Source organism: Nonomuraea sp. NPDC003709, from assembly GCF_040610775.1.
In the GTDB taxonomy this organism is placed as follows: Bacteria; Actinomycetota; Actinomycetes; order Streptosporangiales; family Streptosporangiaceae; genus Nonomuraea; species Nonomuraea angiospora_A.
The window spans coordinates 148,714-163,693 of the sequence record NZ_JBEXMW010000003.1; the positions used below are offsets into that span (position 1 = coordinate 148,714).

Sequence of the window (14,980 nt, forward strand, 5' to 3'; positions counted from 1 at the left end):
TGGCACCCACACCATGACCACCCCCCGGTGACATCTCCATGGCGTCGCTCGCCGAGGTCGAGGCGCTCATGGCGGGCGTCTCGGCCGCGGTCGGACGCCGATGCGCCAGCCGGCGGCCGCCCCGACTCCCACTCCCAAGGAGCACACCTTGCGACACCGGAAGATCACGAACACCTCGGTCGAGCTCAGCGAACTCGGCTTCGGGGCCTCCGTCATAGGCAATCTCCACCGCGTCACACCGGCACTTGACGCGGCAGCCGCGGTCGAAGCGGCCTGGGACGCAGGCATCCGGTACTTCGACACAGCACCCCACTACGGCCTGGGCCTGTCCGAGCACCGCCTGGGCGCCGCGTTGCGGGACCGTCCGCGGAACGAGTACGTCATATCCTCCAAAGTGGGCCGTCTGCTGGTGCCCAACGAGCGGCCGCGCGGGGTCGACGACGAGGGTTTCGTCGTCCGGGACGACCTGCGCAGGCAGTGGGACTTCAGCCGGGACGGGGTACTGCGCTCCATCGAGGCGACACTGGAGCGCACGGGCCTCGACCGTCTGGACGTCGTCTACCTGCACGACCCCGACGACCACTGGAGGCAGGCCGCCGAGGAGGCCATGCCCGTCCTGGCGGAACTACGCGACCAAGGGGTGATCGGCGCCATCGGCGCCGGCATGAACCAGTCAGCCATGCTCGCCCGCTTCCTGCGTGACACCGCCGCCGACGTGGTGATGCTCGCCGGCCGCTACACGCTCCTCGACCAGTCGGCATTGGACGACGTCCTGCCCGCCGCTCAGGAACTGGACAAAAGTGTGGTGGCGGTCGGTGTGTTCAATTCGGGACTGCTCTCCCTCGACCGGCCCGCCGAGGGCATGAAGTACGACTACCGGGACGCGCCGCCTGCCCTGGTCGCCCGTGCCCTGGCGATCGCCGAGGTCTGCGTGGCGCACGGCACGACCCTCCCGGCAGCGGCGATTGCCTTTCCGTACACCCATCCCCATATCATCAACGTCACCCTGGGCATGCGGAATGCTGAGCAGGTCGCGCGGAACGCGGAACTCCACCGTCGGCACATCCCCGAAGGCCTTTGGGAGGATCTTCGTGCCCAAGGATTGATCAGATCGGACGTGCCCGCCGAGAAGGGGTACCAGAGGAGTTCGCATTGTCTTTGACCGACAGGGCCATTGAGCAGATCCGTGAGCTGATCCGCACCGGAGCCCTGCCGCCGGGTTCGAAGCTTCCACCGGAACCGGATCTGGCCGCTCAACTGGGCCTGTCCCGCAACCTCGCACGGGAAGCGGTCAAGGCACTGGCCGTCGCGCGAGTCCTGGAGATCCGGCGGGGCGACGGCACGTACGTGACCAGCCTGCAGCCGAGCCTGCTCTTCGAGGGTCTCGGCGGGGCTGTGGAGCTGCTGCAGGGCGACTCGGCCGCCCTGCAGGATCTGATGGAGGTACGTCGGCTCCTCGAACCGGTCGCCACGGCACTGGCCGCGATCCGGATCTCCGACGAACAACTCGCCGAGGTGCAACAGCACTTGGACGCCATGCGTGAGGCCCGCGACGACGTCGAACGGCTCAACGCCCACGACGCGGCCTTCCACCGTGCCGTCGTCTCGGCCACGGGCAACGACACGCTGCTCACCCTCCTGGAGGCCATCTCCGGCCGTACGTTGCGCGCCCGCATCTGGCGTGGCCACGTTGACGCCGAGGCTGCGGGCCGCACCCTCGCCGAGCACGAGGCGATCTTCACGGCCCTGTCCACCCGTGACGCCGCTCTCAGCCAGGCCGCTGCACTGCTGCACGTCAGCAGCACCGAACGGGGATTGAGGGAATACCTGCGCACCACCGAATCCCTCCCCCGCTGAGCGCCGACGGCGAACGGCACCGGAACCTGACCGACGTGGCCATGAACCACGACGAGCGGCGCGCCCACAGCGCCGGCATGGCTCCCTCGAGCGCGGCCGGCACCGCGGCGACGGTGGGATCGAATGGCGGGGGTGGCCCCACCAGGTGTGTGAGGATCATCACAGGCCCAATGGGGTGGGCGGACGGGTTCAAATCCCACCACCACCGCCACGAGGAGGGCCTCCGACCTACGGGTCGGCGGGCCCTTCGTCATGAGGCGGGGGCGCTCCCGAGCCTTTCCAACATCATTTATGGAGCGCATGCGAAAAGGGAGCCGCGAATCCCGCGGCTCCCTTTTCCCTTTCTCAGTTGGGCAGCTCGAGGACCCTGGCGTGCAGGATCGATCTTTGGTGCAGGGCCGCGCGCAACGCGCGGTGCAGACCGTCCTCCAGATAGAGCTCGCCCTGCCACTGCACCACGTGCGGGAAAAGGTCGCCGTAGAAGGTGGAGTCGGCGGCGAGCAGCGAATGCAGGTCCAGTACGGCCTTCGTGGTGATCAACGAGTCGAGCCGGACCTGCCGTGGAGGGATCTGCGCCCACTCTCGGTTAGAGAGACCGTGGTCGGGATAAGGGCGTCCGTCGCCGACAAGCTTGAAGATCACCCCCCCGATTTTAGGAGAGAATCCGATTCCTTGCGTTGTCCGGGAGCCTCAGCGCAGGTCGCCCGGTTCGCAGGAGTCGGCCGTGCCCTTTTCGTAGCCGCGTTGGAAGGCGTTGACGCGTTGCTTGGAGCTGCCGTGCGTGAACGATTCAGGATCGATTCTGCCTTGGGTGCGTTGCTGGATTCTGTCGTCGCCGACCGCCGCGGCGGCGTCCAGGGCCTCGGAGATATCCGTCCGGGTGAACGGCTTCTCGTAGAAGCCGGTCTTGACCGCGTTGTGCGCCCAGACGCCGGCGTAGCAGTCCGCCTGGAGTTCGGTGGAGACGGAGGAGCCGCCCGTGTCGAGGGCGCCGAGCAGGTCCTGCACGTGGTGGCCGTACTCGTGGGCGATCACGTACGCCTGCGCGAACGGCCCGCCCTTGGCGCCGAACTGGGTGTGGAGCTGGTCGAAGAAGCTCAGGTCGAGGTAGACGCGCTGGTCGCCGGGGCAGTAGAAGGGGCCCACCGCCGAGCTGGCCGTGCCGCAGCCCGTACGTAAGCGACCGGAGTAGAGGATGGTTTTCGCCGCCCGATATCCCGAAATTTCCTGCTTCCAGTAGTCCTGGATGCTGTTGACCACGCCCACCACCCGGCACCGCTCCGACTGGTCGGCGTCCTTGCCCGTCCGGCACTGCCCGGACAGGTTGGACGGGGACCGCCGCTGGGCGGGCTCGGCGCCGCCGCCACCGCCCACGTTGTTCAGCACGACGACCAGCACGAGCACGATCAGGCTGACGATGCCGCCACCGCCGATGATCATGCCGCCGGGGAAGCCGCCGCCACCACCGCCCGAATAACCGCCGCCGGCATCCTCGACCTGCGAGGAGTCGAGCTCGACGTCGTCCCTGAAGTCCATGCTGACGTCCCTTCTGGGGGTGCCGCCCGCATGACAGCTTCCCCACAGAGCCGTATCAAATACCTCCGGAGAACGTGTCGCATCGCTTGGGGTCCCCGCTGTCGTACCCGACGCTGAACCAGCTCTCCCGCTGCCGCGACGTGCCGTGGGTGAAGGCGTCGGGGGTCACCCGGCCCTGCGTGCGGCGCTGGATGCTGTCGTCGCCGACCGCCGCGGCCGCGCTGAGCGCCTGGTCGATGTCCGTCTGGGAGAACGGCTCCCGGAAGAAGCCGGTCTTGACCGCGTTGTGCGCCCAGACGCCCGCGTAGCAGTCGGCCTGCAGCTCCAGTCGCACCGACGGGCTGCCTGCGCCGGGCCTGCTGTCGGGGCCGACCCTGTTCATGGTGCCGAGCAGGTTCTGGACGTGGTGGCCGTACTCGTGGGCGACCACGTACGCCTGCGCGAACGGACCGCCTTCGGCGCCGAAGTCGCGCTGGAGCGTGTTGAAGAACGACAGGTCGAGATAGACCTTGCGATCGACGGGGCAGTAGAACGGGCCCACGGCGGCGTCGGCCGTGCCGCAGCCGGTGTTGACCGCGTTGGAGAACAGCACGGTCCTGGCGGGCTTGTACGTGCGCCCGCGCTCCTGGAACGCCTGCCGCCAGTACGTCTGGATGCTGTTGACCGTGCCGACGACGCGGCAGTCCTCGGACTGCTCCGCATCGGCGCCGGTCCGGCACCGCGCCGCCAGGTTGCCGGTCTGGGCGGGCATGGCTGGGGCGCTCGGCTGCCGCCCGCCGCCCTGCGGCCCGCCTCCCTGGCCGCTGAACGGCGAGGGGATGACCCCGAACAGGAACAGCCCGGCCGCCGCCAGGATGAGCAGCAGGCAGCCGCCGCAGCCTCCTCGGCCGCCGATGGGCAGCATGCACCCGCCCGGCATCCCGCCTCCGCCCGGCTGCGGACCGGCGGCCCGTACGTCCTCGACCTGCGACGGATCGAGTTGCGCGTCGTCGTCGAACTGCATGCCTCCCTACTCCCCAGCAACGGGTCGAATACGCAGCGCGACAAACTGGGATGCGCGCGACCGTATATGTCCGCTAATCTGCCGATATGACGGCTGGCTTGATCGGAATCGCGCTGGTATCGCTGGGCATGGTTCTCACGCCCGGGCCGAACATGGTCTATCTGATCTCACGATCGATCTCCCAGGGCCGCCGGGCCGGCCTGATCTCCCTCACTGGCGTCTTCCTCGGCTTCACGCTCTACCTGACCGCGACGTGCCTGGGGCTGACGGCGGTCTTCGCGTACGTACCGGCCGCCTACACGGCACTCAAGCTCGCCGGCGCCGCGTACCTGCTCTGGCTGGCCTGGAACGCCGTCAAGCCGGGCGGCGCCTCGGCCTTCCAGCCGCGCACGCTCACCCCCGAACCCCCGCGCAAGCTGTTCGGCATGGGCCTGCTGACCTGCCTGCTCAACCCCAAGATCGCCATCCTGTACCTGTCGCTGCTCCCGCAGTTCATCGACCCTTCGATGGGCCACGTACTGCTGCAGAGCCTGGCGCTCGGCTCGGTCCAGATCGTCGTCGCCACCACGGTCAACGGCCTGATCGCCATCTCGGCCGGCGCGCTGGCCGCCTTCCTGGGCAGCCGCCCCCTCTGGCTCCGCGTCCAGCGCTACGTCACCGGCACGATCCTCGGCGCCTTCGCCATCCACATGGCCACCGACCGATCGAAGGCCCTGGTGCCCGCCTAGCGTCGGCGCGGCTGACAGCGGCGACCACCGGCTCATGAGCGAGCGCCCTCGGGGAGCGGGGCCGAGGCGGCCCGGGTTGCCGGGCGCATGGCCAGGACCAGCACGGCCATCCCGGCGAAGATGACCACGGCGACACCGCCCGTGACGTGCAGGCCGGCCGTGAAGGCCTCCCGCGCGGCGTGCAGCAGTTCCGCGCCCTGACTGGCGGGAAGATGCCGGCCGGCGGCGACCGCGCCGGCCAGCGAGTCGGACGTGCCGCCCATCCGGCTGCGGTAGACCACCGCCGCCACCACACCGAGCAGCGCGAAGCCGAGCGAACCGCCGAAGTAGTTGCCGGTCTCCGACATCGACGCCGCCGAACCGGCGCGCTCCGGCGGCACGGACCCGACGACCAGGCCGGTGCCCAGCGCGAACAGCGGGCCGGTGCCCAGCGCCAGTACGGTGATGCCGATCATCACCAGCGGCAGCGCGCTCGGACCGTCGACGGCGACCAGGAGCAGGCTGCCCAGCGCCGACCCCACCAGCCCGCCGGCGATCGCGGTCGTCTGCTTCATCCGCCGGGCCAGCGCCGGCGCGGCCATGGTGCCGACCGCCACGCCGAGGCCCATGGGCGCGAAAAGCACCGCCGACGCGACCGGCGAGAAGCCCAGCACGCTCTGCAGGTACTGGGTCACCAGCAGGCCCGTGCCGGCCATGGCGATGCCGGCGAAGACCAGCGCGACGATCACGGCCGTGAGCGGCCGGTTACGGAGCAGCCGCAGGTCCAGCAGCGGCGTCTCCAGCCGCAGCTGCCGGCGTACGAACAGCGATCCGACGACCGCGCCGACGACGAGGGCCACCGCCGGCACGACCGGCACGCTCTCGACGGTCAGCTGCTTGAGGCCGTAGACCATCAGAAGCACCGCCACGAGCGACAGCCCGACGCTGGCCAGGTCCAGCCGGCCGGCCTGGTCGCTGCGGAACTCCGGCAGCAGGACCGGCCCGGTGAGCAGCAGCAGCGCCATCGCCGGCACGGCGACCAGGAACACCGATCCCCACCAGAAGTGCTGGAGCAGGAATCCGGCGAGCACGGGTCCGAGCGCGCCGCCGGTGAACTGGCAGGTCGCCCAGATCGCGATGGCCTGCCCCCGCTGCCGTTCGTCACGGAACATGTTGGTGATCAAGGCCAGTGTGGACGGCGCCAGGGTCGCGCCGGCGATGCCCAGGAGCGCCCGTGCGACGATCAGCAGCAGCGGGCCGGCCGCGAAGGCGGCCACGACCGACAGCACCGCGAACGCCGCCGCGCCGATCATCAGCAGCCGCCGGCGGCCGATCCGGTCGCCGAGCGTCCCCATCGTGATGACCATGCCGGCCACCATGAACCCGTAGCTGTCACTGATCCACAGCTGCTCGACGTTGGTGGCACCCAGGTCGGCGCTCAGCTGGGGAAGCGCGAGGAGCAACGCCGTCATGTCCATCGCGACGAGCAATGTCGGCAGCATGAGGACGGCCAGTCCCAGCCATGCCCGGTTGACTCTCATATCCGAAACTCCCTGTTCTCTCGACGTTTCGCCGGTTGGTCGGAGCGGGCGAGAGTTTCTTGACATCGACACGGGGGAGACCTCGCGCGACTGCCGCCACGGTGGGGCGGCGAAAAACTCGTGCGAATGTTCTGCCGGGGATGTCAAGACGGCGGCAGCGGCTCCGACCAACCGGTCGAAGGCCCCGGCCGGGGCTCGCGAACCACAAGGAGGACACGATGAAGTTCCTGATCAGCCTGCACATCAATCCGGCCGTGCTGGACGCGCTGACCGACGAGGAGAAGGCGGCGATCGGCGATGGCCACGGCAGGTTCATCGAGGCGCTGAAGGAATCCGGCGAGCTGATCACCACGCAGGCGCTGGTCGACCCGTCACAGGCGGCTGTGGTGTCCGTACGCAACGGCCAGCCGGTGGTGACCGACGGCCCTTTCCTGGAGGCGAAGGAGTACCTGGGCGGCTTCTACCTGATCGACTGCGAGAACAAGGAGCGGGCGATCGAGCTGGCGACGCAGATCCCGGACACCGCGATCCAGGGGCTGGGGGTGGAGGTACGGCAGGTGATGTTCGCTGACGGACAATTGGAGGCATGACGACATCAGCCATCGAGGACCTGCTGCGTGAGCTCACGCCGCAGGTCCTCGGCGCGTTGGTACGCCGGCACGGCCAGTTCGAGGAGTGTGAGGACGCCGTGCAGGAGGCCGTCCTCGCCGCCACCGTGCAGTGGCCGGCCGAGGGACTGCCGGACAACCCGCGTGGCTGGCTGGTCACAGTCGCTTCCCGGCGGCTCATCGACCAGATGCGCAGCGACCATGCGCGCCGCGAGCGCGAGTCGGCCACGGCCACCGAGGTGAAGCCCGAGGACGTGCCGGACACCGACGACACGCTCGTCCTGCTGTTCCTGTGCTGCCATCCGACCCTGACCGCGGCCTCCCAGACCGCCCTGACGCTGCGGGCGGTCGGCGGCCTGACCACTGCTGAGATCGCCCGCGCGTTCCTGGTGCCGGAGGCCACGATGGCGGCCAGGATCAGCCGGGCCAAGCAGCGCATCAAGGCCGCCGGCAGCTCGTTCGGCCTGCCGGAGGGCCCGGAGCGCGAGGAGCGGCTGCAGGTCGTCCTGCACGTGCTCTACCTGATCTTCAACGAGGGCTACACCGCCTCCTCGGGCAGCGAGTTGCACCGCTCCGACCTCGCGCACGAGGCGATCCGGCTGGCCAGGATGGTGCACGCGCAACTGCCCGAGGACGGCGAGGTGACCGGGCTGCTCGCGCTGATGCTGCTGACCGACGCTCGCCGGCAGGCACGTACGACGGCGGGGGGCGACCTGATACCGCTGGACGAGCAGGACCGTACGAAGTGGGACCGGGGCCTGATCGACGAGGGCATCGAGCTGGTCAAGGCGTCGCTGGCCGGCCCGGCGCTGGGGCCCTACCAGTTGCAGGCCGCCATCGCCGCCACGCACGCCGACGCGGCCACGGCCGAGGAGACCGACTGGCCGCAGGTGCACGCCCTCTACCTGATCCTCGAACGGATCGCGCCCAACCCGATGGTCACCCTCAACCGCGCGATCGCGCTCGCCGAGACCGAGGGCCCGTCGGCCGGCCTGGCCCTGCTGTCCACGTTGGACAGCGACGAGCGGATGGCCGGGCATCACCGGCTGCTGTCCGTACGGGCGCATCTGCTGGAGAAGACCGGCGACACGGCCGGGGCGTACGAGCACTACCGGCGCGCCGCGAAGTCCACAGCCAGCCTCGCCGAGCAGCGGTACCTGGAGTCCCGGGCCGGCCGGGTGAAACCCTAGATTTCGCATGCGCCTCAGGGCCGCCTGGCGACCAGCACCTCGCTCGCCAGCTCCTGCTCCCACCGGCCTGCCGGGTTGTCGGCGAGCAACGCCCGTCGCAGCGTCTCGACGAACGCGGGCAGACGGTCGCCCAGCCTGGCGGGCGAGCTGTAGGAATAGGAGAGCTGAAGCCCGACCAGTCCATCCACGTCCCAGACCAGCCGCCGGCTGAACACCCTGGATTCCACCCTGCTGAAGGCCGAGGCGGCCAGCACCTCGTGGTGGTGCTCGCCGGTCGCGTGGAAGGAGTTGGCGGCCGTGCGGATGTCGAGGCCGAACTCCTCGCACACCCGCCTCTCGACCGGCTGCCACGGTTGCGAGTCCGGCTGCCACGGCTCTCCCCGCTGCCTCGCCGGACCGACCAGCGCCACCGCGCCGCCGGCCGGCAGCAGCTCGTCCAGCTCCGTCAGCACGAACCTACGATCCATCCAGTGGAACGACCGACCCATCACCACCTGCTCGAACGGCGGCAACCCCCGCAGAACGGTCGAGTCGCCCCGCACCCAGGTGATGTTGGCGACACCCCCGGCCAGCCGCCTCCCTTCGGCGAGCATCTCCCGCGCCGGATCCACCGCGAGCACCGCCCTCACCCGCCGGGCCAGCGGGATCGCGATCGTCCCGGGACCACAGCCGAGATCCAGCACCCGGCTGGCCTCACCGAACGTCTCCGCCAGGTGCTCCATCGCCGCCCGGCCGTAGCCCGGACGGTATCTCGCGTAGTACGGCGCAGCCCCGCCGAACAGATCCTCCACGGACGGGACACCTGTCAGCAGTCGACGGAGGCGGTGGTCCGGGGCCGGCCTGAGACGGGGTCCAAGGCCACGGGGAACGTTCGCCCGTCGACTACCCGGATCTCGACCGAACTCGGCCCTGTCCACCTGACCGAGTCGAAGGCGTCAGCGGGGTCGTCGCCACTGAAACAGCCGAGATACCACTCCCTGCTGTGGAGCCCGTCGTCCTTGCGGATGCTGAGCCGCATGATCGCGTCCGGTCCGAGTCCGGCTGCCGACTGCTGAAGCCGGACCCGGTACGGCGCCGGTCCGTCGACGAAGCCGACCTCCTCGGTAGCGGTGAGTGCGGTGGCGATCAACCCCACGAACAGCGCGGCACTCGCACCCAGCCCGGCGAGGATGATGATCGTGGTCCGTACCCACCTCCACCGCAGCCCGAGGGCGCCCAACGTCATCAACGCGCAGGCCAGCACGCCGAGCGCGAACGGATGGTTCAGGTGCTCCCTCAGGAGCAGCAGGTCGGAGTCCTGGACGAGCACCAGAACTGCGAGGCAGCCCGTGAGGAGCGAGGCGGCCAGCAGTACGAGCGAGCGAGTAGGCATCGCGGATCCCATCGGTGAGGCGCCTCCGAGATCATGACAGCGCCGCGATGCCGTCAACCGCTCAGTGCACAGAATCTCGACAAAACCGCCTCCGACGTCACACCTGATGGCGGCCGGCCAGACTGTGAGTCCGTACACCGCGTGGCGCGGTACCAGCACGTCACCGACGACATCCGGCAGACCGTGGCCAAGCAAAGGTCGGGAGTCTCATCTGGGAGGCGGAAAGGCCCGAAATAGCGAAAGGGGCCGACTTGGATGGGGTCGGCCCCTTCGCGTTTACTGCCTCAACCAGGCGCGGAGGATAGGGGATTTGAACCCCTGATAGGTTGCCCTATACACGCTTTCCAAGTCTGAGGACCCTCGTTCACCGCCGGTCATTGGGGTCTCTAACTGCGGCGCTGGTGGCTGCGCTGACCTCGGTGAACGCCTCCGTACGGGGGTGAACTGAGACTGGAAATGAGACTGCTCTGGTGCACGATTTGGCTGTAACATCAGGGGACCCGCTACGTCTGCGACTGAGGCTGATCGTCCATCTCAAGCACACACACTTAGAAAATGGCACTTCCCGGAAAGCATGCGTCAGTGATGGATTGCTCAGGCGAGACTCCATATCCGGATCGTGGTGTCGAGGCTGCCGGAGACGACGACGGGGGTGCCGTCCTCGCGTGTGCCCGCAGCCAGAGCGCTGACGTTGTCGGTGTGGCCGGTGAAGGGGCCGCTAAGAGGTTGGCCGGTGTCGAGGTTGCGTACCACCACGTTGCGGTCGTTGCCACCCGAGACGATGACCGGGGTGCCGTCACCGTCCTTGGTCGCCACGACGACAGGATGGTGGGCATTACCTTCATGCGTCAGGGGCTCCCCGAGGGGCCGGCCCGACTCCAGGCTCCACATGCGCAGCGTCGCTGGTGGGCTTCCCTCGTCCAGGGGGAAGTTCGGGACCTCCGCCGAGATCACGACACGCTGTCCATCGCTGCGCTCCGCGATCGCCATCCCGTACACCATGCAGGTGAAGCAGGTGTTGAGAGGCTTGCCGATGGGTTTACGCGTGTCGAGGTTCCAGATCCGCATCCTTGCGTCGGTGCTGCCGGTCACAAAGACTGGCGACCCATCGGCGCGCTTGGTGACCTCGATGTCCATGACGCCGGAAAAGTGACCCCACCAAGGCTTGCCGATGAGCTTGCCGGTGTTCAGGTTCCACATGTGGAGCGCCACCGTTTTGCGGCCCTCGCCGCTGGAGATGATGACCGGCGTGCCGTCACTGCGCTTCCCGACGGCGACCGCGTGGACGAGCGCGTGCCCGGTTCTGAGCGGTTTGCCCAAGGGCTTGCCGGTGTCGAGGTTCCACATCCGTACGGTGCCGTCCTCACCGCCGGAGACGATGACAGGAGTGCCGTTGCTGCGCTTACCGATCGCCACGTCGTACGCCGGCCGGTGATGGCCGGTGATGGGCCTGCCGAGCGGCTTGCCTGTGTCGAGGTTCCACACCCGCAGCGTCTTGTCGAAGCCGGCAGAGACGATGACTCGGGTGCCGTCGCTGCGCTCGCCGACCGCGAGCGCGCTGATGCCGCGTGTGTGACCCTTCAACGGTCCGCGCAGCTCACTTCCAAAGGGCGGAGCGTCTGGAGGGGATGCAGACCTGGCAGGTTGGCCAGCGAGGGCGATCGGCGTCGCCATCACCACGGGCGTATGCCAGCACGTGCCTGATACCAGGAGACCCAGCGCGACCGCCAGCGTTCCGGCACCCATCCTTACTGCACGTCGCGCCATCTCCTCGTCCTTCCAGGCGTTCTGCCCTGGAGTCATGATCGTGATCACCGGCAGGCGTCACTGTAGCGGCCGGGATCCTTGTTCCGGAAGAGCTGACGCTTTACCGCAGCCTGCGCAGGAACGGCTCTGCGAGACGGGCGTGTGATAGCGGAGCTGTTCGGGGGTTTGCAGGCCTCAAGCCCGTACCACGGATGCACCTCCTACTTGACACATCAACGCCTCTCGTCACGCCGTCACGCCAAACATAAACAATCTTCTCAAACGCGCCCTTAGAGGTGCCCCCTGGGTGTTACAGCCGCTCTTGGCGCGTAGAGCCATGGGGGACGTGCGAAGCACTATTTTGATCTTCGCGTGTTCCGGCACGTCGCGGCGGTCCAGGGACAGGAGGGACAGGCGTCCGGGTGACCTGTCCCTAGCCTGGAGAGTGCATTTGGCCTGGTCATGGCAAGAGTGGGGACGCCTGGGACAGTTGGGACGCTGAGAGCCCTTCTACGGACCCACCTGTTTCATGCCGTGCAACTCCAGCACCTTGGCGACGGCCAGTGTGCGGGGGTGGTATTGGGGCGCGTCCCACGAGACGAAAGCGTTGTGCGCGGTCAGGACAGGTTCATGAAAGATCCCTGGCCGGTAGAGGTCGGCCAGCACGCCAGCGCTCTCGACCGCCCGCACGGTGTACAGAGTGAAGTCCGCTCGAAGCATGGGGCATTCCTCAAGAGCTTTGGGGATGCAACTCCAACACGTCGGCGGAGCGTTGGTGCGGCCGCTGTCGAGGCCGGTGCGCTCGAACACGGTCTTGGTCAGTGGCCACGGGATCAGGCGCGTCTTGGGGTCCATTGCTGGGCTGCCGCACACCTGACACAGCAGCTTGTCCATGCATCGCCACTGCCGCCGCGCGTTGAGCTTCCTCATACGCTCGGATCCGCGCTGGTCGGGCTTGTTCCGCAAGTCGCGCACCCTGGCGCGGAGGATGCCCAGCTCCCAGGACTCGGCGCCAGGAGGCTTGATCCAGTCGCCAGGTTGGGATGGCTGGTAGGCCAGGCGCAGTCGGCCCGCGCAGGGCTCGAAGGCGATCGGATCTTTCACTAGTTCGTTGGCGAAGGCGATCGTGTACGGGATGGTCGTGTACCCGGTCATGGCTGAACTTCTCCGTGTGGAGTTGGTCACCGAGCGCTCATAGTTGCGCTATTACGTAATAGCCTAAAGGTGCAGAAGCGCTATAGCGCGAGAATCATGGGGACGGTGCAGGTTGATCCGAACTCATTCACGCCGCTCTACCGGCAGGTGGCTGACCTTCTGCGCGCCCAGATCGAAGGAGGCGCGCTACAGCCTGGAGACAAGCTCAAGAACGAAGACGCCCTGGCCGAGGAGTTCGGCACCGGCAAGGCCACCGTTCGCCAGGCGTTGCGGTTGCTGCGTGCCGAAGGGCTCATCGACACGGAGAACCGGCGGGGAAGCACCGTACGGACGCCGCCGGTGCTCACGGTGGTGAGCCTGGAGAAGCCCGCGCGGATCACGGCCCGGATGCCGACTGCCGCGGAGCGCACGACCCTGGGCCTTCCCGAAGGGGAACCTGTACTGGTCGTCACCTACACCGACGGCCGCACCACGATCCTTGCGCGGTCGGCGATCGATGCTGGTCCGGCCATGAGCGATCAAGGCGACGACTGAGCCCTGAGCTGCCTTGAGAGGCAGGATTGAGGTTGCCCCGACGTCTATGAGGGACCTCACCAGAAGGGCTCTCATGCGCGCTCAGGCTTGGTCAGCGCGTCCGCCAGCTCCTCCATGCTGGTCACGAGGAGATCGGCCCCTGCATCGCCAAGACGGTCGAGTTTTTCCGCCCGGTTGGCGAAGCCGACGGCGACCACACCGGCCAGCTTGGACGCCTCGACGTCGGTCACCGAGTCCCCGACGAGCAAGGCGGACGACGGCTCCGCATCGAGGTGCCTGAGGGCCTGTTGGAGCAGGTAAGGGCTCGGCTTCATGAGCGAGGGATCCGCCGCCGCTCGCGCCGAGACGTACTGCACCAGGCCGCCAAGTCCCTCGCGGTCCAGAAAGGTCGTCACCGCGGCCACCGAGTTGTTGCTGACGATGGCCACGGGCAGGCCCTTGTCATGCGCCCGCTCCATCAGAACCGCCGCGCCTGGAGTAAGGCGAGCCGTCCCGGCCGCCTTCACTTCCAGGTCCATGAGCGCCCTCAGGGCAAGCTGATTCAGCTCATCGCCGAGGGAGGCGCTGAGCCGGAAGACCTCCAGAGGGTCATCCGTGGCGCGGGCCTGCGCTGGGAGCTTCGCGCCGGCCTCCTCCAGCGTGGCGCGGAGGCTGGCCGCGACGGTGGACGCCGGCAGTCCCGCGAAGATGTCGCAGACCGGCCCGTCGAAGTCGAGCAGGAGGCACCGCGCCTCACCCATGACGGCCCGTACGGCGTCAGGGCCCGAGAGTGCCATCACGACACCTCTCGCCCGACGCTGTTCCACACCGTGTCGAACCACACTGAGGACTGCTGCACGTACTGGGCCGACGTCGAATCGGGACCGTCGCTCAGCGCGAAGTGGAACAGCTCGGTGTCCTTGCCCATCAGGTCGTACATCGCGACCGGCGCCCCGCCCAACGCCACGGTGTGCTCCGCCACGGCGTAGTAGCCGAAGAACGCCTCTTCCCCGTTGATCACGTACATCTTGAACCGGGGCGGTTCTCCGCTGATCCGGACGTCGGCGGACGCATGCGGCACCAGGCCGAGATCCCTCAGCTCGTGGACCGAGTCCACGATGGCCTGGGCGTGCCTGGAGATGATCTTTTCGGCGCGTTGCCTGAACAGCGGCTCATCCTGCCCGTTGTCCACCCGGCAGGGGAGAGACCACGGCCGGTCGGTGTCCGGGAGGAGGAGCCGGATGGAGATGCGCTCCGGGGTAAGGCGGCCCGCCCGGATGTTGTCGAGCGCTTCCATCACCGCCCCGTGCAGCGTCTCGCCGGAGAATCCGGCGAAGTCGATGGAGACTTCCGGCCGTTTGAACGCTTCCTCGATGTGAGGTCGCAGGCCGACGGGGCGGGCGGTCTTCTCGCGGACGAACACGCCGCTTCCCTGCCGGGAAACGATCAGGCCCTCTTCCCGGAGTAGGCGGATGGCTTGCTGGATCGTCTGGCGCGCCACGCCGAAGGTCTTGGCAAGTTCCGGCCCGGAGGGGAGCTTCTCTCCCGGCGCGAACTTCCTGGTAAGGATGGCCGCTCTGAGCTGCGTCGCGACCTGCTGAAAGGGCGGACGAGGGTCGTCCGGATCGAGTCTCATGCCCCGATCGTAGCGGCACCTGAACAACTTTGCTAGGCAAGTTAGGCATGACGCTTGACATGACTAGCCAGCCCATCCAACATGATGCTTGTACAACCTGCCTAGCCAACCTGGTC

16 protein-coding genes are annotated in these 14,980 nt (G+C 68.1%); 6 read left to right on the plus strand and 10 right to left on the minus strand.

Features of this window, described 5'->3' with window-relative positions; translation table 11 throughout:
• Window positions 1–100 precede the first annotated feature (100 nt).
• Window positions 101–1,162: an aldo/keto reductase gene (locus ABZX61_RS09350; RefSeq protein WP_355192962.1), complete on the plus strand. Its 1,062-nt coding sequence runs from the start codon at window positions 101–103 to the stop codon at window positions 1,160–1,162.
• A complete protein-coding gene (locus tag ABZX61_RS09355) occupies window positions 1,153–1,857 on the plus strand; it encodes a FadR/GntR family transcriptional regulator (RefSeq protein ID WP_355192964.1) in 705 nt (234 codons plus the stop codon). Before ABZX61_RS09350 ends, ABZX61_RS09355 begins: the two co-directional genes overlap by 10 nt.
• Window positions 1,858–2,202: 345 nt before the next feature.
• Here ABZX61_RS09355 and ABZX61_RS09360 read toward each other — a convergent pair whose 3' ends face one another.
• Genes ABZX61_RS09360 through ABZX61_RS09370 form a run of 3 tightly spaced genes read right to left on the minus strand, consistent with a single transcriptional unit; the run spans window position 2,203 to window position 4,396 of the window.
• Entirely contained in the window at window positions 2,203–2,499 is a 297-nt protein-coding gene (locus ABZX61_RS09360; RefSeq protein WP_185069514.1) for a type II toxin-antitoxin system VapB family antitoxin, read from the minus strand.
• A 48-nt stretch (window positions 2,500–2,547) separates the two neighbouring features.
• Window positions 2,548–3,393 carry a neutral zinc metallopeptidase gene (locus tag ABZX61_RS09365; protein ID WP_355192966.1) on the minus strand — a complete coding sequence of 282 codons (846 nt, stop codon included), beginning with the start codon at window positions 3,391–3,393 and terminating at the stop codon, window positions 2,548–2,550.
• Window positions 3,394–3,448: 55 nt separating this feature from the next.
• Window positions 3,449–4,396 (minus strand): neutral zinc metallopeptidase, encoded by a 948-nt coding sequence (locus ABZX61_RS09370; protein WP_355192968.1) that lies wholly within the window; start codon window positions 4,394–4,396, stop codon window positions 3,449–3,451.
• Between the two features lie 86 nt (window positions 4,397–4,482).
• On the opposite strand from ABZX61_RS09370, the gene ABZX61_RS09375 reads away from it, so the two are divergent.
• A complete protein-coding gene (locus tag ABZX61_RS09375; protein WP_355192970.1) occupies window positions 4,483–5,124 on the plus strand; it encodes a LysE family translocator in 642 nt (213 codons plus the stop codon).
• A gap of 32 nt (window positions 5,125–5,156) precedes the next feature.
• On the opposite strand, the gene ABZX61_RS09380 is transcribed toward ABZX61_RS09375, so the two are convergent.
• Entirely contained in the window at window positions 5,157–6,644 is a 1,488-nt protein-coding gene (locus ABZX61_RS09380) for an MFS transporter (protein WP_355192972.1), read from the minus strand.
• A 218-nt stretch (window positions 6,645–6,862) separates the two neighbouring features.
• Here ABZX61_RS09380 and ABZX61_RS09385 point away from each other — a divergent pair, with 218 nt between their 5' ends.
• Together ABZX61_RS09385 and ABZX61_RS09390 are read left to right on the plus strand one after the other, a co-directional pair.
• On the plus strand, window positions 6,863–7,234 hold the full coding sequence (locus ABZX61_RS09385) for a YciI family protein (protein ID WP_350724098.1): 372 nt from the start codon (window positions 6,863–6,865) through the stop codon (window positions 7,232–7,234).
• Window positions 7,231–8,442: a sigma-70 family RNA polymerase sigma factor gene (locus ABZX61_RS09390; protein WP_355192974.1), complete on the plus strand. Its 1,212-nt coding sequence runs from the start codon at window positions 7,231–7,233 to the stop codon at window positions 8,440–8,442. The genes ABZX61_RS09385 and ABZX61_RS09390 overlap by 4 nt, the downstream gene beginning before the upstream one ends.
• Window positions 8,443–8,456: 14 nt before the next feature.
• Here the strand turns inward: ABZX61_RS09390 and ABZX61_RS09395 are convergent, their stop codons facing one another.
• The 4 genes from ABZX61_RS09395 to ABZX61_RS09410 all read right to left on the minus strand — a co-directional run bounded on the left by ABZX61_RS09395 (window position 8,457) and on the right by ABZX61_RS09410 (window position 12,715).
• A complete protein-coding gene (locus ABZX61_RS09395) occupies window positions 8,457–9,233 on the minus strand; it encodes a class I SAM-dependent methyltransferase (RefSeq protein WP_355192976.1) in 777 nt (258 codons plus the stop codon).
• A 14-nt stretch (window positions 9,234–9,247) separates the two neighbouring features.
• The gene (locus ABZX61_RS09400) at window positions 9,248–9,814 is read right to left on the minus strand and encodes a hypothetical protein (protein ID WP_355192978.1); all 567 of its coding nucleotides are present in this window, start codon (window positions 9,812–9,814) and stop codon (window positions 9,248–9,250) included.
• Between the two features lie 594 nt (window positions 9,815–10,408).
• Window positions 10,409–11,629, minus strand: a complete 1,221-nt coding sequence (locus ABZX61_RS09405) for a hypothetical protein (protein WP_355192980.1) — start codon at window positions 11,627–11,629, stop codon at window positions 10,409–10,411.
• A 441-nt stretch (window positions 11,630–12,070) separates the two neighbouring features.
• Window positions 12,071–12,715, minus strand: coding sequence for a hypothetical protein (locus ABZX61_RS09410; protein WP_355192982.1), 645 nt, complete (start codon window positions 12,713–12,715; stop codon window positions 12,071–12,073).
• A gap of 96 nt (window positions 12,716–12,811) precedes the next feature.
• Here ABZX61_RS09410 and ABZX61_RS09415 point away from each other — a divergent pair, with 96 nt between their 5' ends.
• Window positions 12,812–13,249: a GntR family transcriptional regulator gene (locus ABZX61_RS09415; protein ID WP_355192984.1), complete on the plus strand. Its 438-nt coding sequence runs from the start codon at window positions 12,812–12,814 to the stop codon at window positions 13,247–13,249.
• A 71-nt stretch (window positions 13,250–13,320) separates the two neighbouring features.
• On the opposite strand, the gene ABZX61_RS09420 is transcribed toward ABZX61_RS09415, so the two are convergent.
• Both ABZX61_RS09420 and ABZX61_RS09425 read right to left on the minus strand, forming a co-directional pair.
• Window positions 13,321–14,025 (minus strand): HAD family hydrolase, encoded by a 705-nt coding sequence (locus ABZX61_RS09420; protein ID WP_355192986.1) that lies wholly within the window; start codon window positions 14,023–14,025, stop codon window positions 13,321–13,323.
• The gene (locus ABZX61_RS09425) at window positions 14,025–14,864 is read right to left on the minus strand and encodes a GntR family transcriptional regulator (protein WP_355192988.1); all 840 of its coding nucleotides are present in this window, start codon (window positions 14,862–14,864) and stop codon (window positions 14,025–14,027) included. Before ABZX61_RS09425 ends, ABZX61_RS09420 begins: the two co-directional genes overlap by 1 nt.
• Between the last annotated feature and the right edge of the window lie 116 nt (window positions 14,865–14,980).

Bases quoted from the DNA above. Each gene is read 5' to 3' on its own strand.
- ABZX61_RS09410 (WP_355192982.1), bottom strand. From the start codon at position 12,715: ATGACCGGGTACACGACCATCCCGTACACGATCGCCTTCGCCAACGAA.
- ABZX61_RS09385 (WP_350724098.1), top strand. From the start codon at position 6,863: ATGAAGTTCCTGATCAGCCTGCACATCAATCCGGCCGTGCTGGACGCG.
- ABZX61_RS09350 (WP_355192962.1), top strand. From the start codon at position 101: ATGCGCCAGCCGGCGGCCGCCCCGACTCCCACTCCCAAGGAGCACACC.
- ABZX61_RS09400 (WP_355192978.1), bottom strand. From the start codon at position 9,814: ATGCCTACTCGCTCGCTCGTACTGCTGGCCGCCTCGCTCCTCACGGGC.
- ABZX61_RS09375 (WP_355192970.1), top strand. From the start codon at position 4,483: ATGACGGCTGGCTTGATCGGAATCGCGCTGGTATCGCTGGGCATGGTT.
- ABZX61_RS09380 (WP_355192972.1), bottom strand. From the start codon at position 6,644: ATGAGAGTCAACCGGGCATGGCTGGGACTGGCCGTCCTCATGCTGCCG.
- ABZX61_RS09370 (WP_355192968.1), bottom strand. From the start codon at position 4,396: ATGCAGTTCGACGACGACGCGCAACTCGATCCGTCGCAGGTCGAGGAC.
- ABZX61_RS09365 (WP_355192966.1), bottom strand. From the start codon at position 3,393: ATGGACTTCAGGGACGACGTCGAGCTCGACTCCTCGCAGGTCGAGGAT.
- ABZX61_RS09390 (WP_355192974.1), top strand. From the start codon at position 7,231: ATGACGACATCAGCCATCGAGGACCTGCTGCGTGAGCTCACGCCGCAG.
- ABZX61_RS09420 (WP_355192986.1), bottom strand. From the start codon at position 14,025: ATGGCACTCTCGGGCCCTGACGCCGTACGGGCCGTCATGGGTGAGGCG.
- ABZX61_RS09425 (WP_355192988.1), bottom strand. From the start codon at position 14,864: ATGAGACTCGATCCGGACGACCCTCGTCCGCCCTTTCAGCAGGTCGCG.
- ABZX61_RS09415 (WP_355192984.1), top strand. From the start codon at position 12,812: ATGGGGACGGTGCAGGTTGATCCGAACTCATTCACGCCGCTCTACCGG.